Below are 14,145 nucleotides of genomic sequence, written 5' to 3' on the forward strand. Positions count from 1 at the left end.
TCCGCGACGTGCCGAGGAGATTCCGTCATGAAGTTCGGAGCATTCCACCCGCCCTACCACATCCCGACGGGCCGGAACCCTCAGCTGTTGCTGCAGCGAGACGTCGAGCTCACCCAACGCTACGACGACCTCGGGTTCGACGAGATCTGGTTCGGGGAGCACCACTCCTGCGGCACCGAGCTGATCTCGGACCCGCTGGTGTTCATCCCCTACGTCGCGCCGCAGACCAAGCGCATCCAGCTGTGCACGGGCGTCGTGTCGCTGCCGTACCACAACCCGTTGTGGGTGGCGGACCGGATCGCGCTGATCGACCAGCTCACCCATGGTCGGCTCACCGTCGGCGTCGGCCCGGGCGTGCTCACCACGGACGCGCACATGATCGGGCTGGACCAGACCACCCAACGCGAGGCGCTCGCCGAGGACTTCGAGGTCCTGCTGGCGCTGCTGCGCGGCGCCGAGCCGGTCACCGTCTCGACCGCGCGGTACACGCTCAACGAGGCCCGGTTGCAGATGCTGCCGAGCACCGAGCTGGAGTTCGCCGTGGCCGCCACCGCCTCCCCGGCCGGGCCGCGGCTGGCGGGCAGGCACGGCGCCTCCCTGCTGTCCATCGGCGCCACCATGGCGCGGCACTCCGCGGGTGGCGAGAACGCCCTGGCGAAGATGTGGGAGATCTATGAGGAGCGCTGCGCGGAGTTCGGCAACACGGCGGACCGCGGCACCTGGCGTCTCGTCGGGCCGATGCACATCGCGGAGACCCGCGAGCTGGCCCGGGAGCAGGCCCGGCACGGCATCGACGCGTGGTTCGACTACTTCGTGCACACCAACTCGGCCACCCACTTCTCGGTGGCCGGCGAGACCACCGACGAGCGCATCGAGTGGGTCGTCGAGTCCGGGCTGGGCGTCATCGGCACCCCGGAAGACGCGATCGAGCAGATCAACGCGCTCGTCGAGCAGTCCGGCGGTTTCGGCACCTACCTGATGATGACCCACGAGTGGGCCAACTGGCCCGACACACTGCACTCGCTGGACCTCTTCGCGGAGTACGTGATGCCCCGCTTCACGGGCTCCGCCGATCCGCTGGTCCGCAGCGAGCGCTGGGCGCAGGAGCGCCGCGGCGAGCTGGCCGGCGGCCAGGAGGCGAACGTGAAGAAGGCCTTCGCCGACTACGAGGCTGCCAAGGCCGCCCGCGACGCCGACCGGGCCTGAGCGAGCAGGGACAGCCGTGACCCAGAACCCGAAGGTGCCCGCCGCCGAGGTCGGCGCACCGCCACCGCTCGAGGTCTCCCGCCTGACGAAGTACTACGCGGGGGTGCGGGCCGTCCATGACGTGTCCTTCAGCCTCCGGGCCGGTGAGGTCGTCGGTCTGGTGGGCCCGAACGGTGCCGGCAAGAGCTCGCTGATCCGCATGCTGGCCGGCGCCGTGCAGCCGGACAGCGGCGAGCTGCTGGTCGACGGGGAACCGGTCGCGCTGTCCTCGCCCGTGGTGGCCCGCCGGCACGGACTCGCGTTCGTGCACCAGGAACGGGCCGACATCCCGGCCATGACGGTCGCCGAGAACGTGCTCCTCGGCAGCGGGTACCCGCGACGGGCCGGGATCTTCGTGAGCAGGCGCCGGATGCTGGCGAGTACCCGGGAGATCCTGGACCGGCTCGGCGCGGCGATCAGCCCGACTGCCGCGGTGGGCACGCTGAGCGTCGCCGACCAGCGGCTGGTGATGATCGCGGCCGGCCTCGCTGCCGACGCCCGGGTCCTGGTCCTCGACGAGCCGACGGCATCCCTGACCGCCGCCGAGATCGGCCATCTCCACCAGGTCGTCGCCTCGCTGTCCGCGGCGGGCGTGGCCGTCGTGTACGTCTCCCACCGGCTCGACGAGATCTTCACCGTGACCGGGCGCGTGCTCGTCATGCGGGACGGGGAGATCACGGCGCGGCTGGCAACCGACGAAATCAGCCCGGACGACCTGGTCGGCCACATCGCGGGCGGCTCGGCCGGGGCAGCACCGGTCCGCGTGCCGAACCGGCGGGCATCGACCCGCGGGGAGCGGCTGCTCGAGGTGACGGGGCTCGGCCGGGCGGGCGTGGTCCACGACGCCAACCTGTCGCTGCACGCCGGTGAGATCCTCGGGATCGCCGGGCTGGTGGGTGCCGGGCGGAGCGAGCTGGCCCGGCTGATCTGCGGGGTGGACAAGGCCGACACCGGGACGATCCGGGTCCGGGGAACCGTGGTGAAGATCGGCTCGCCGCGGGCGGCGCTGCGCCACGGGCTCGTGCTCCTTCCCGAGGACCGGCGGTCACAGGGCCTGCTGCTCGACTCGAGCGTGGCCCGGAACATCTCGCTCCCGAGCCTGCGGCACTTCCGGCTCGGGAGCGGCGTGCCCCTCCCGTCGCGCGCCCGCGAGCGCGCCCGGGCCCACGAGCTGTGCGCGGATCTCGACGTGAAGACACCGAGCGTGGACAAGGCCACCCGCTGGCTGTCGGGGGGCAACCAGCAGAAGGTGGTCCTCGCCAAATGGCTCGAACACGACGCGGACGTGTTCGTCTTCGACGAGCCGACCCACGGCGTGGACGTCAACGGGAAGTCCGACTTCTACGCATTGATGCAGCGGCTCGCCGACGAGGGAAAGGCGGTCTTGTTCATCTCCTCCGAGTTCGCCGAGTTGGACCTGATCTGCGATCGCGTGGTCGTCATGCGCGAGGGCCGGCTCACCCGGATGATCGACCGCGCCGAGGTCTCGGCGGAGGCGCTGGTCGCGGCGTGCTACGGGGACGCCGGCTCGCCCGGCTGAGCCGGACATCCCGCCCGCTGCGGAGCATCACTGGAGCGCCAGGGCCCGGTCGGGTCTCTCGTTCGATGAGACAACCTAGCTGGATTCAGCAGGTCAGTTCGCTGACGCCGCGGTGGCGCCGCGCCTGCCATGTCGAGCGCTCCAATGACGTGGGTGCTACGCTCGCTGCAGAACGAAGGTGCGTACGGCGTCGGGACCGAGGCGGCGGGGCAGTCTCGAACGAGCGAGTGGGGAGCGGCGATGGCCTCGAAAGACGTCAAGGAGCGGATCCGGAAGGCGGCTGCGGAGCTCTTCATGGAAAAGGGCTACGGCGGCACCAGCGTCCGTGAGCTGGGGGACCGTGCCGGGGTCAGCCAGAGCTCGCTCTATCATCATGCGGGCTCCAAGGCGGACATTCTCTTCGACCTGCACAAGACGTTCATCGACGATCTCATCGTCAAGTTCGAGGCCGCCGTCGTCGAGCCGATCCCGGCTCGGGAACAGCTGTTGCGGATCTTCCAGGTCGAGCTCGAGGTCGTTGCCATGCACAAGGCCGAGGTCACGGTCTTCCTGCGGGAGCAGCACGCGCTGCAGGGGGAGCATGCGGTGCGTCTCGTGGAGCGTCGCGAGCAGGCCGATCGTCTCGTCGACCAGGTCATTCGACGCGGCGTGTTGGCCGGGGAGTTCCGCGACGTGGATGTCCGGTTGCTGCGGTTCGCGTTGTTCGGCATGTGCAACTGGTCCTACCAGTGGTTCAGTCCGGCCGGGCAGTACACGCACGAGCAGGTGGCCGAGATCTTCTACAACCTCCTGACCGAGGGAATCCTCCGCCACGACGTGGAGCCGGCCGTGGCGCGGGCGGAGGCGGTCCTCGCGGAGGGCTGACGTCCGTCGGACCGGGCTGGGCGCACGCTTCGGCGCAGGGCCGTGACACGTCCGCCACATCGTTACCCTATTGAATGGAGCGCACGCTTCACAGCCGCGGGGATGGCTGTTAGCGTGGTGCCGATTCACCTCGGAGGGATCGCGCCGTCGACCCAACCGGTGCGGCGGGCCCGTCGTCCGCACAGCGGTCCGGTACGACCCGGCACGACCGGGTTCCTCGGGCGCTCTCCGGGACCGGTCGAGCGGTCGTCGGCCGCCGGCCACGTGAGCTACGACGATGTTGTTCACGCACCGAAGGGAACTCTCGTGTATCCCCACCCGACAGAACAGCTCGACGATCTGTCGTCGATCACCCCGCACCGCGATCCGATCCGTCATCGCCCGCTCGTCGCGGGTTCCCTGACCTGGAGCGGTGTGGCACATGAGCAGGCGTGACAGCGCGCGCCGCGGGGCAGCGGCGCTGGTCGCCGCGGCCGGCCTGATGGTCCTCGCCGCCTGCGGCGGCGGATCGGCGCCGACCGCGGGCACGGGGGCCGCGACCGGCCCGGTAGACCCGGCCGCGGCGGCCGCCGAGGGAGAGATCGTGCTGTACACCCCCACGGTCGACGCCTCCAACACCGCGCTCGTCAAGGCGTTCAACGCGAAGTACGCCTCGATCAAGGTCACGATCAACAAGCAGGGCGACAGCGCGCTCACCCCGCTGGTCGAGGCCGAGTCGCAGACCGGGAAGGGGGTCGGCGACGTGTACCTCACCGCCGATCCCGGTTTCATCCCGAAGCACGTCGACATGCTGGCCCCGATCCAGTCGACGGCGAGGAAGGACCCGGCCTACTCCCCGTACGTCTCCCGGGACGCGAAGTCCGTCGTCGTGCAGGTCACGCCGTACGGCCTCGCCTGGAACACGAAGACGGTCCCGGGGGGCCTGAAGTCCTGGAACGACCTCGCCACCCTGGACCCGGCGCTGCGGATCGGGGTCGACGACCCGAGCGTGGCGATCGCGGCGGGCGGCTGGATGTACCTGATGAACCAGAAGTTCGGGCCCGAGCTGCTCTGCAACATGGCCGGGGCACACAAGGTGAACCTCTACCCGAACTCGTCGACCATGCAGCAGGCGCTCGCCTCCGGCGAGATCGACGTCGGTATGCCGGCCCTCTCCACGGTCAACGCCCTCAAGGCCTCGGGCGCCCCGATCGACGTCGCGTTCCCGGACCCGGTGTTCGCGCCGACGATCTCGGCGACCGTGCTGAAGACGGCCCCGCACCCGCAGGCGGCGCAGCTGTTCGTCGACTTCGCGCTCTCGGCCGAGGGCCAGCAGGCATTCAACGCGGGGGTCTATTCCGTGCCGTCCGGCATCCCGGGCACGCTCGGGAACATCTCCCAGATCGCGGACCGGATCGACACCTCGGCCATCTCCGCCGCGGACATGAAGTCGACCGCGACGAACTTCGCCCAGTGCCGCACCAAGTCATGACGGCGGTGACCACCATAGGGTCGATCACGCGAGCCCCGGGCGCCACCCGGGGGATCCGATGACCGCCACGCTCGAGCGCCCCGGGCCGGACACCGCCCGGCCCGGGGCGCGGTCCAGCCAGGTCGCCGCCCGGTCGCTCGACCGGACGTTGATCATCGTCACCCTGGTCATCACCGGGGTGCTGACGATCGCGCCGGTCGTCGGGATCTTCCGGAAGAGCCTGGAGGACGGCGCGCGCGGCGCCCAGGTGGCGTTCACCTCCGGGGCGTGGGGCCCCACCATCGTCACCACGATCGAGCTCGCCGCGGGCTCGCTCGGTGTGGCGCTGGTACTGGGGACCTCGCTGGCCTGGTGCGCGCACCGGCTCCCACCGGGGCGCCGCTGGATGAGCCTGATCCCGGTGGCGACGCTGTTCGTCCCCGCCGTCGCGCTGGCCACCGGATGGGCGTTCATGCTCAGCCCGGACGTCGGGTACCTGAACACCGTCATCCGCGCTGTGATCCCGTTGCGGTCCGGTCCGTTCGACGTCTACTCCAAGACGTGGATCATCCTGCTGACCGGGCTCGCGGCGACGGCGTTCGTGTTCCTGTTCGTGCGCAGCGGGCTCGCCCAGCTGCACCAGGAGCTCATCGACGCCGCGACGGCGTCGGGGGCGTCGACCGTGCGGATCTTCGGCTCGGTCATCCTGCCGCTGATCCGGCCCGCGCTGATCTACGGCGCGGCCACGACCCTGCTCATCTCGGTCGGCCAGGTGACGATGCCGCTGATCCTGGGCCGGCAGGCGTCCATCGACGTGCTCAGCACACAGATGCTGGTGTTCACCAGCCGGTCACCCATCGACTACGGCGCGGCGTCGACCTTCGGCCTGCCGATCGTCGCCCTCGGCCTCGTCGTGCTGGTCCTGCAGCGGAGCCTGCTGCGGGATCAGTCGCGGTTCGTCACCACGGGCTCGCGGGCGGCCCGCCCGATGGCCCGCACCCGGCTCCCGGGGCAGATCTTCCTGCTGCTGTTCGGCCTGGTCTCGCTGGTGCTGCCGCTGCTGGGGATCCTCTACGTCTCGTTCTCCCCGTTCTGGACGAACGAGCTGTCGTTCGCCAACCTCGGCCTGCAGAACTACCGCGACCTCTTCGCCGATCCGTCGATGCTGGGGGCGGTGCGCAACACCGTCGTGTTCTCGCTGATCGCGGTCGCCATCACCCTGCCGTTGAGCCACATCTGCGCGCGGATCATCTACCGGCGCAGCAAGCGCCCGGTCGCCAGCGCCCTGCAGGACCTGATCATCAGCCTGCCACTCGGGATCCCGGGCGTGATCTTCGGCATGGGCTTCCTGGTGGCCTACACCAGCCCACCCATCCGGGACCTGGGGCTCTACGGAACCACGTGGTCCATGGTGCTCGTCTACATCACCCTGCAGCTGCCCTTCACCACGCGCATGCAGCTGACGGCCATGGCCAACATCGGCGAGGACCTGTCCAACGCCGCGGCGGCCAACGGCGCCGGCTGGATCCGCCGGACGATCTTCATCGACATCCCGATGCTGCGCCCGGCCCTCGGGGCCAGCGCGGCGCTGTCGATCGCGCTCATCGCCCAGGAGTTCTCCGCCTCGCTGCTGGTCAGGTCCCTGGACACCCAGGTGCTCGCGACCGCGCTCTACGACCGATGGGCCTACGGCTCGTTCCCGGCGACGGCGGTGCTCGCCGTGTTCATGTGTGTCATCACCGGGCTGGGGGTGGCGCTGGCGTTCCTGCTCGGCGGCAGGTCCAGCCTGGAGGGAATCGGAGGACGGGGTGCGTAGCCTCGAGGTGTCCGGCCTGACCAAGACGTTCACCGGCCGCTCGGCGATCCGGGCGCTCGACGACGTGCAGTTCGAGGTCGCCGCCGGCGAGATGCTCGTGCTGCTCGGGCCGAGCGGCTGCGGCAAGACGACCACGCTGCGCTGCATCGCCGGCCTGGAGGATCCCGACGACGGCCGGGTCGTCATCGGGGGGCAGACGGTCCTCGACACCGAACGCCGGCTGCGCGTCCCGACCCACCGGCGCAGCATCGGGCTGGTCTTCCAGTCGTTCGCCCTGTGGCCGCACATGTCCGCGCGCAAGAACATCGAGTTCCCGTTGCGGTCGCGCCGCGTCGGTGCCGCGGACCGTGAGTCGTCGGTGCGGGCGGTCGCGAAGCTGGTCCAGTTGACCGACGAGCACCTCGGCAAGCGGCCCGGACAGCTCAGCGGTGGCCAGCAGCAGCGCGTCGCGCTCGCCCGGGCCCTGGTGGGCCGGTCGGAGCTGATCCTGTTCGACGAGCCGCTGAGCAACCTGGACGCCCAGCTCCGCGAGCAGCTGCGGTCCGACCTGCACCAGATGCACACCCGGCTCGGGTTCACCGGCGTCTACGTCACCCACGACCTCACCGAGGCACTCACACTCGGCACGACGATCGCGGTGATGCGGGCCGGGCGGGTCGCCCAGCTCGGCACGCCGGCCGAGGTGTTCGAGCATCCGGCGGATCCGCAGACGGCCGAGCTGCTGGGCTACCGCCGGCTCGCCCGGCTCGCCCCGGAGGCGGGCTCGGTCCGCGCCGAGGAGGGGGAGGTGACCGGCGACGTGCTGGCGACCGTGCGCGAGCCCGTCGACCTCTACGTCAGCCCGGGTTTCCTGACGGTGCTGCCCGATCTCGCGCAGCCCGTTCCCGGGGTTGCCCTGCGGGGCGCCCGGGTCACGGACATCTCCTACCAGGGGGCCGAGCGCCACGTCGTGGTCGAGCACCGGACCGGGACCCTGCGGGTCCCCGAGAGCACCGAGCGGCCCTCGGCGGCCTCGGGCCCGGGCCAGGAGGTCACCCTGGCGGTCAAGCCGGAGCACGTCCACCTGTTCCCCCTCGACCGGCAGGTGACGAGCGACGATCCGCCGGTCGGCGAGCTCAGCGAGCCCGCCACGGTCTGAGCTCCCGCTCCCCGGTACGGAAGAACCCCACTGCCCGGAGGCGGTGGGGTTCTTCCGTACCGGGGTCGGTCAGCCAGCCAGCGGCTGGGCCGTCTCGTCCGCCTCGTCCAGGACGTAGTCCGCCAGGTCGGCGTGCTCGGTCATGGCCCAGTACTCGGCCAACCGCCAGGGCGAGTTCGAGACGACGCGGCCCGCGGCGTTGCGGTACCACGGTGCGACTCCCGGGTGGGACCACACCATCGACCGGTGGGCGGCGTCGACGCGCTCGTTGTACCCCGAGTACACCTCCGGCCGGACCCGGGCCGACCGATGCCCCGACGCCCGGGTCTTCGCGATGAGGTCCGCGATGTACCGGACCTGGCACTCGGCGTGGAAGACGATGCTCCCGCCGTGCGCGAGGTTCGTGTTCGGGCCGTACATCATGAAGAAGTTCGGGATCTCCGGCACTGTCATCCCGAGGTAGGCCCGGGCGTCGTCGGCGCCCCAGTCCTCGCGCAGGTCGTGGCCGTCGTGTCCGGCGACCTCGATCCCGGCCAGGAACTGAGTGGCCTTGAAGCCGGTGGCCAGGATCAGGACGTCGAGCTCGTGGAGCGTGCCGTCGGCCGTGACGATCCCGGCCTCGGTGACCCGTTCGATCCGCTCGGTGACCAGCTCGACGTTGTCCCGCAGGAGCGTCTGGTACCAGCCGTTGTCGATCAGCATGCGCTTCGCGTAGGGCGGGTAGGAGGGCAGGGCCTTCTCGACGAGATCGGGCCGGCCGTCCAGCTCCTCCCGGATGTAGGCCTCCAGCTCGGCGCGGTGCCGCTCGTTGCCCGCGTTGAGAGAGCGTTCGGGATGTGGCCAGGTCGGGTCCCTGAACAGGTGCCGGTGCAGGCCGTCGCCGTAGCGCCAGGCCAGCGTGAAGCGCAGCCAGGCGCCGTAGAACGGCACATGCTCCAGCAGCCACGGGAGCCGGCCGGTCACGCTCTGACGGTACTCGGGGATCGGGCGCGCCCACTGCTTGGTCCGCTGGAAGATCGTCATCGATCCGCAGGAGGCACTGATCTTCGGTACGAACTGCATCGCGCTGGCGCCGGCCCCGATCACCCCGACCCTCAGGCCGGTGAGATCCACGGAGTGATCCCAGCGGGCCGAGTGGAACATCGTCCCGGCGAAGTCCGCGAGGCCGGGGATCGAGGGCATCGCCGGCTGGTTGAGCTGGCCGACGGCTGGGACAACGTAGTCCGAGGTCAGCGTCTGCTCCGCCCCGTCGCCGTCGGTGTAGGTCACCGTCCAGCGGGCGCTCGCGTCGTCCCAGCGGGCCGCGCGGACGGTGCTCCCGAACCGGATCGCGTCGTAGACGTCGAACTTCTTGGCGCAGTCGGCGAGGTACTGGCGGATCTCCGGCTGCAGGGAGAAGTACGCCGACCACTCCTTGTTGGGCGCGAAGGAGTACGAGTAGAAGTGGTTCGGGGTGTCGACGCCGCAGTCGGGGTAGGTGTTCTCCAGCCAGGTGCCGCCGACGTCCGGGTTCTTCTCGAGCACGGTGACCCGTATGCCCGACTGCTGCAACCGGATGGCCGCGGCCAGGCCGGAGACACCGGCCCCGATGACCGTCACGTCGACACCGGTGACGGTGTCCCGGATCCGCTCGGGGTAGTCGTCGGGCCGCAGGCTCATCTCCTGCAGCATCATCGGCACGTACTCGGGGGCGACGGGTTCGCCCAGGCAGGCGCTCATCATGCGGAGGAACGTCGCGTCGTCGGGTGTGTCGACGGCCGGGTCGACGTCACCGGCGACGAGCAGCCGGAAGACGGCCGCGCGGATCTCCGCGCGCACCTCCTCGGGGAGCCCGGCCTCGCGGTCCGCGATCAGCCGGACGTCGCGTTCGGGCCGGTAGGGCGCCTCGAGCCAGGTCTCGTCGCCCGTCAGGTGGAACAGGACCATCAGCAGGACCCGGACGTCCGCCTCGACGAGCGCGTCCTCGAGCTCGTCCTCGAATCGGGGCCGGTCCGTGGCATGAGTTCGCAGCAAAGTCGATCTTCCCCTCGGGCTCCCTCGGCGACCGCTGTCTAGCGGAGCGGTCGCTACAGAGAACTGTCTACCTGATGCGCTGTCGCTACCGCAATGGTCAGACGTATATGAGCAGCTCAGAGGCGCATATCTGGAGACTGTGCAGGCCTGCTCCGGGAGTAGATTGGTGCGAACGCACCAGAACATCGGCGCTGATCGGGGTTCGCGGAATCGGTGAGGAACGCCCACAGATCGGCCCCGCGCGTCGCGGCGAGCAGCTCGGCGACCGCGGCGGCCCATCGCCGGGTGGTGCCGCCCTCCGTGCACCAGGACCACAGCCGGGTCGTCAGGTGGTGCAGGGGATGCTCGGCTGTGGTCCCGACCGCACCGTGGAGCTGGTGCGCTCCGCGCGCGACCACCCCGGCGACCCGGTTTCCCTGGATCTTCGCTGCCGCGACCGCCAGGATCGTGGCGGCGGGGTCGCCTCCGACGAGCACCTCCGTGGCCTCGGCCACCGCGGTCTCCGCCGCCGCGACCTCCCCCGCCATCAGGGCGAGCTGGTGTCGGACGGCCTGCCGCGAGCTCAGCGGCCTGCCGAACTGGTTGCGGACCCCCGTGTGCTCCACTGCCAGCGCCAGGCAGCCGCGGGCCGCGCCCAGCAGCTGGCCGCTGCGCGAGAACGCCTCGAGCAGCGCGATCTCCTGTCCGATGCCCGGGTCGAGCTCGGCCGTCCGGTCCCGGCGCAGCTCCACGTCCACCAGCACCTCGTCGCGGCTCTCGCCCGCGAGGTTGTGTCCGGCCTTTGCGGTCCACTCCCCGCGGTCGAGCACGGCGAGCAGCGTCGCCCCGCTCGTCGTCGGGGCCGTGAGCCAGAGCGAGCGCGCGGCCTCGGCCCACGGCACGTCCCGGACGGTCGTGGTGAGCCGGGCCGCGCCCGATCCGGTCGTGGCGACCGCGTCGGCGGCCCGGCCGGTGGTGACCAGGCCGGGGCCCACGGGAAGTCCGGACAGCGCGGCGAGCCGCGCCACCGTGACGACGGCCTCGGGCAGCGGTCCGCTCACGCCCGCCTCGGCCGCGCGCGTGACGATCGTCGCGGCGTCGCGCAGGTCGCCGTCCGAACCGCCGAGCTCGGACGCGATGTTCACCCGGGTCAGGCCGGCGTCGTCGAGACGGCCCCAGGCGGCGCCGTCGACACCGGTGCCGGCGTTCCCGGTGTCGCGGCCCAGGAGCTGGTCGAGGAGGACGTCGAGGTCACTCATGTCGTCTCCAGATCGCGGGCGATGAGGTCGCGCATGACCTCGCTCGCCCCGCCGCGGAGGGTGAAGCCGGGGGACTGCAACTGGGCCTCGTCGAGGAGCCGGCGCAGCTCGGGCGAGGCGGGGCGCTGCTCGGCGAGCCAGTCCCGGGCCCATTCGGCGGTCTCCACCTCCAGCCTGGTGCCGAGGTCCTTGACCACCGCGGCGGCGACCGCCGGCGGGTTCGGCGCGCCGAGCTGCTGGTTGACGCGGCCGGACATGGCCCGCAGCACCGACAGCCGGGCGACGATCTCGCCGAGTTCCACGGGCGGCGGCCGGTCGGCGGCGTGCTCGCGCGCGGCCAGGGTGAGCATCGGGAAGGTCGAGAGGAAGCGCTCCGGCCCGCTGCGCTCGAACGCGAGCTCGTGGCGGACCTGCCGCCAGCCGTCGCCGACCGTGCCGAGCACGTCCTCCGCCGGCACGGCCACGTCGTCGAAGAACACCTCGCAGAACTTGCTGCTGCCGGAGAGCGAGGTGATCGGCCGGACCGTCACCCCGGGCGCCCGGAGATCGATGATCATCTGGGTGAGCGCGCCGGCCGGCTTGCCCGGCGGGCCGGTGCGGACCAGGGCCAGGATGTAGTGCGCCCGATGGGCGTGGCTGGTCCAGATCTTGGAACCGGTCACCGTCCAGCCGTCGCCGACCGGGACCGCGCGGGTCCGGACCGCACCCAGGTCGGAACCCGCCTCGGGCTCGCTCATCCCGATCGAGAAGAACAGCTCCCCGCGGGCCATCGCCGGCAGGAAGCGGGCGCGCTGCTCCGGGGTGCCGTTGCGCAGCAGGCCCGGGCCGACCTGACGGTCGGCGAACCAGTGCGCCGCCACCGGGGCGCCGGCCGCTATCAGCTCCTCGATCACGGCGTAGCGGCGGGCGGTCGTCAGCGCACGGCCGCCGTACTCGACCGGCCAGGTCATCCCGATCCAGCCCCGGCTCCCGATCTCGCGCGAGAACCCCGGGTCGAAGCCGGCCAGCCAGCTGTCGCAGGTGACCTGCATGGTGCCGGCGGCCTCGGTGCGGAGGAAGTCGCGGACCCGGGCGCGCTCGGCGGCGACCTCCGGTGGCTCCGCCGGCAGGTCCGTCCGGAAGGTCGACAGCAGCCCGGACACGCTCACGACACACCGCCCGACGCCTGGAGCCGCGCCCGCAGGCCCACCGTCGCCAGCTGGTGGACCAGCTCGTACTCGCACGCGTCCTCGTGCGTCGTCAGCCCGGCCGTCGCCTCGAAGGTCTCGGTCACGGTCCGCAGCAGCGACGGCGGTGTCGCCGTGATGCGGCCGCAGAAGCCGAGGGCGGCGTCGAGCAGCTCGGCGTCGGCCACGCAGGTCCAGGCGAGCCCGATCGCGGCGGCCCGTGGGCCGTCGACCGGATGGTTGAACACGGTCATCGCGGCCGCCGCCTGCGGCCCGACGATCTCCCGCAGCATCCGGGTGTGTCCGCCGCCGGGGTGGATGGGGATCGACATGAACCGCGCGTCGAACAGCGCCGAGGTGCCGGCGATCCGGACGTCGCAGGCGAGCGCCAGGTTGAGCCCGGCGCCGACGGCCGGGCCGTTGACCGCGGCGACGGTCGGCACGCTCGTCGAGCGCACGGTGAGGAACGGCCGGTAGATCCGCCGCAGGATGGCCTCGTCGGCCCGGCTCAGCGCCGCCCGGTCGGCCCCGGCGCAGAACGCCGGACCTCGTCCGGTGAGGACGATCGCCCGCACGTCGGGATCGGCGTCGAGCTCGCACAGCACGCCGTCCAGCTCGTCGGCCAGCTCGAGGGAGATGGCGTTGCGGTGCCCGGGATCGGCGAGGGTCACGACGGCCACCTGCTCGGTGGTGCACAGGGTCTCGACCAGCACGGGAGGTCCCTTCTCCTGGTGGGGGACGGCCGGGGCCGGCCGTCCGGTGGGGTCAACGGCCGAGCCACTTCCCGACGGTCTCGAGGGCGTCCCGCGCCTCGGGGAGGCGCGGGGCGAACTGGTGCCAGACGTGGAACAGGCCGGGCCACGTCGTGAGCTCGCACCGGACGCCCGCCGCCGTCGCTGCGACGGCGAAGCGGTCCGCGTCGTCGCGCAGGCCCTCCAGCTCGCCGGTCTGCACGAGCGTCGGCGGGAGCCTGCGCAGGTCCGCGTGCAGCGGGGAGGCGTGCGGATCGTCGCGGGGGACCGTGCCGAGGTAGGCGGTGCACATCCGGTCGAGCAGCCAGCGCGGGCCCTGCGGGTCGTACTCGGCGTACTCGTCGAGGGTCGCGGACCCGAGCGTGAGATCGAGCAGCGGGGAGAGCAGGACCAGCCGGCAGGGGAGGGGGAGGCCCGTGTCGCGCAGTCGCACCGCGGTCGTGACGGCGAGCGCGGCCCCCGCGGAGTCCCCGGCGAGGACGACCTCGGCCGGGCCCTCGGCGCGCAGCGCGGTGTACGCGGCGACGATCTCGTCGAGCTGTGTCGGGTAGGTGGCCTCGGGTGCGAGCGAGTAGTCCACCGACACCACCCGGCGGCCGGTGACCAGCGCCAGCTGAGCGGCCAGCGGTCGCGTGGTGGTGAGGGAGCCCATCACGAACCCGCCGCCGTGCAGGTACAGGATGCACTCGGAGCCCTGCTGGCCGGCGGGTACCAGCGACTCGGCGCGCCCGCCCCCGGCGGGCCAGGGCGTGACCGTGACGCCCTCGGCGAGCGGGCGGCCGGCGGCCGCCTGCTCGAACCGCTCGCGGTGCTCGGCGAAGGTCCAGGCCGGGTCCGGCCGGTGCCGGGCCAGCGCCCGGAGGACACCGCGTGCGTTGGGGCTGATCCGTTCCTCGTTCAGCAGGGCCTCCTGTGGCCGGGCC

12 protein-coding genes are annotated in these 14,145 nt (G+C 71.7%); 7 read left to right on the forward strand and 5 right to left on the reverse strand.

The genetic code is table 11. From position 1 onward, the window contains the following. Positions 1-27: 27 nt before the first annotated feature. The 7 genes from ACL02T_RS23860 (at position 28) to ACL02T_RS23890 (ending at position 8,053) form a co-directional block, all read left to right on the forward strand. A complete protein-coding gene (locus ACL02T_RS23860; RefSeq protein WP_412832985.1) occupies positions 28-1,206 on the forward strand; it encodes an LLM class flavin-dependent oxidoreductase in 1,179 nt (392 codons plus the stop codon). Between the two features lie 16 nt (positions 1,207-1,222). Next, entirely contained in the window at positions 1,223-2,785 is a 1,563-nt protein-coding gene (locus ACL02T_RS23865) for a sugar ABC transporter ATP-binding protein (RefSeq protein ID WP_412832986.1), read from the forward strand. A gap of 240 nt (positions 2,786-3,025) precedes the next feature. Next, the gene (locus ACL02T_RS23870) at positions 3,026-3,649 is read left to right on the forward strand and encodes a TetR/AcrR family transcriptional regulator (RefSeq protein WP_412832987.1); all 624 of its coding nucleotides are present in this window, start codon (positions 3,026-3,028) and stop codon (positions 3,647-3,649) included. A gap of 264 nt (positions 3,650-3,913) precedes the next feature. Continuing rightward, entirely contained in the window at positions 3,914-4,084 is a 171-nt protein-coding gene (locus ACL02T_RS23875; protein ID WP_412832988.1) for a hypothetical protein, read from the forward strand. Beyond that, the gene (locus ACL02T_RS23880) at positions 4,071-5,120 is read left to right on the forward strand and encodes an ABC transporter substrate-binding protein (RefSeq protein ID WP_412832989.1); all 1,050 of its coding nucleotides are present in this window, start codon (positions 4,071-4,073) and stop codon (positions 5,118-5,120) included. The genes ACL02T_RS23875 and ACL02T_RS23880 overlap by 14 nt, the downstream gene beginning before the upstream one ends. Before the next feature lie 58 nt (positions 5,121-5,178). Next, positions 5,179-6,915, forward strand: a complete 1,737-nt coding sequence (locus ACL02T_RS23885; protein ID WP_412832990.1) for an ABC transporter permease — start codon at positions 5,179-5,181, stop codon at positions 6,913-6,915. Beyond that, the gene (locus ACL02T_RS23890; protein ID WP_412832991.1) at positions 6,908-8,053 is read left to right on the forward strand and encodes an ABC transporter ATP-binding protein; all 1,146 of its coding nucleotides are present in this window, start codon (positions 6,908-6,910) and stop codon (positions 8,051-8,053) included. Before ACL02T_RS23885 ends, ACL02T_RS23890 begins: the two co-directional genes overlap by 8 nt. Positions 8,054-8,122: 69 nt before the next feature. On the opposite strand, the gene ACL02T_RS23895 is transcribed toward ACL02T_RS23890, so the two are convergent. The 5 genes from ACL02T_RS23895 to ACL02T_RS23915 all read right to left on the reverse strand — a co-directional run bounded on the left by ACL02T_RS23895 (position 8,123) and on the right by ACL02T_RS23915 (position 14,126). Beyond that, on the reverse strand, positions 8,123-10,066 hold the full coding sequence (locus ACL02T_RS23895) for a flavin-containing monooxygenase (protein WP_412832992.1): 1,944 nt from the start codon (positions 10,064-10,066) through the stop codon (positions 8,123-8,125). A 116-nt stretch (positions 10,067-10,182) separates the two neighbouring features. Beyond that, positions 10,183-11,304: an acyl-CoA dehydrogenase family protein gene (locus ACL02T_RS23900; protein WP_412832993.1), complete on the reverse strand. Its 1,122-nt coding sequence runs from the start codon at positions 11,302-11,304 to the stop codon at positions 10,183-10,185. Beyond that, positions 11,301-12,452 (reverse strand): acyl-CoA dehydrogenase family protein, encoded by a 1,152-nt coding sequence (locus tag ACL02T_RS23905; protein WP_412832994.1) that lies wholly within the window; start codon positions 12,450-12,452, stop codon positions 11,301-11,303. The genes ACL02T_RS23900 and ACL02T_RS23905 overlap by 4 nt, the downstream gene beginning before the upstream one ends. Then, positions 12,449-13,183, reverse strand: coding sequence for an enoyl-CoA hydratase-related protein (locus ACL02T_RS23910; RefSeq protein WP_412832995.1), 735 nt, complete (start codon positions 13,181-13,183; stop codon positions 12,449-12,451). Before ACL02T_RS23910 ends, ACL02T_RS23905 begins: the two co-directional genes overlap by 4 nt. 52 nt (positions 13,184-13,235) lie before the next feature. Continuing rightward, entirely contained in the window at positions 13,236-14,126 is an 891-nt protein-coding gene (locus tag ACL02T_RS23915; RefSeq protein ID WP_412833090.1) for an alpha/beta hydrolase, read from the reverse strand. Positions 14,127-14,145: the final 19 nt, after the last annotated feature.

It is taken from the genome of Pseudonocardia oceanicola (genome assembly GCF_047200735.1).
Taxonomy (GTDB): Bacteria; Actinomycetota; Actinomycetes; order Mycobacteriales; family Pseudonocardiaceae; genus Pseudonocardia.